Source organism: Candidatus Neptunochlamydia vexilliferae, from assembly GCF_015356785.1.
GTDB lineage: Bacteria > Chlamydiota > Chlamydiia > Chlamydiales > Simkaniaceae > Neptunichlamydia > Neptunichlamydia vexilliferae.
Map to the genome: position 1 here is coordinate 1 of NZ_JAAEJV010000126.1, position 1103 is coordinate 1103.

The 1103-nt window shown below is 43.3% G+C and carries 2 protein-coding genes; one reads left to right on the top strand and one right to left on the bottom strand.

All coding sequences use genetic code 11. From position 1 onward, the window contains the following. Nucleotides 1-74 precede the first annotated feature (74 nt). Nucleotides 75-485, bottom strand: a complete 411-nt coding sequence (locus NEPTK9_RS09555) for a hypothetical protein (protein ID WP_194848594.1) — start codon at nt 483-485, stop codon at nt 75-77. A gap of 144 nt (nt 486-629) precedes the next feature. On the opposite strand from NEPTK9_RS09555, the gene rpsT reads away from it, so the two are divergent. Next, nucleotides 630-914 carry a 30S ribosomal protein S20 gene (gene rpsT, locus NEPTK9_RS09560; protein ID WP_194848595.1) on the top strand — a complete coding sequence of 95 codons (285 nt, stop codon included), beginning with the start codon at nt 630-632 and terminating at the stop codon, nt 912-914. Nucleotides 915-1103: the final 189 nt, after the last annotated feature.

Sequence of the window (1103 nt, forward strand, 5' to 3'; positions counted from 1 at the left end):
TGGGTGCTCATGCTGGCTCGCCTTGGTTATATTGGATACGAAACCAACCATTTATGCATATTTAAAAATTTAAGTCACGACTTTGCAGGGATCCTGTTCTTGATTGACCATCTTTTAACAAAACCCTCTAGAAACAGAAAATAAAGAAAAACCCCGATACAAAGGGCAAGTTGAATCCCCTCTTTTACAGGCGCCCCCTTTTCAAGGGCTGCAAATGTAGGATTTTTTTGACTATACCAAATCACCCACGGCTGTTGCCGCCACTCTTCAATTAAATCCTCTGCTAAATAGGGATTGGGATAAACCGGCTTGGCAAAGTGATAAACCCCATGGAGAGTTCGCTCGCCCACCTTAAACTCATAGCTAGCCCCAACCGAAAACTTTCCTGGCTTAAGCTCCAATACGGTCCACTCGCTAACTACAGCGTGAGCCTCTCTTGAAAGGAGGAAGTGGTGGTGGAGTTTATAAAAAAAATTCCCCCCCATCCACAAGGCTCCTCCCCCGGCTAAAATCAATAAAAATGCAAAAAATTTCCTTGAAATAGTCGCTCCCTCCTCTTGAGATTGACGAATTATTCCCAAATTGTTATAGTTTTTCCAACGCTTATTTTAACCTATTGGAAACAATTTATGGCAGAAGAAAAACCAAAGCACGGCAAGAAATGTCCTACAGCACTAAAACGTGTGAAGCAGAGTAAAGAAAGTGGCGCACGTAATAGTTCTTTTAAATCCCGTGTGAGAACAGCTATCCGCGCTTTCGAAAGTGCACTCGGCGCAAAAGACAAAGAGAAAATGGAGACCGCTCTTAACTCTGTTTATAGCCTCATGGACAAAGGGACAAAAAGAGGAATTTATAAAAAGAACAAAGCGGCTCGTACAAAAACACGGATCGCTCTTTTACAAAAAACTGCTTAGGCCATCTTACCTTGACATCCTCCTCTCCCTAAAGGAAGAGGATTCCCAGGTTGTCTAAATACACCCTAGGAGCAGGCTCTTATCGCTAACCCCTGCTGGTTCCTGCTTCAATGTGAGATCTATAGACTCACTCCACAGGCTAAGACCCGATAGTCCTCGGGCTAAAATATTCATTGCTCCTACATGATC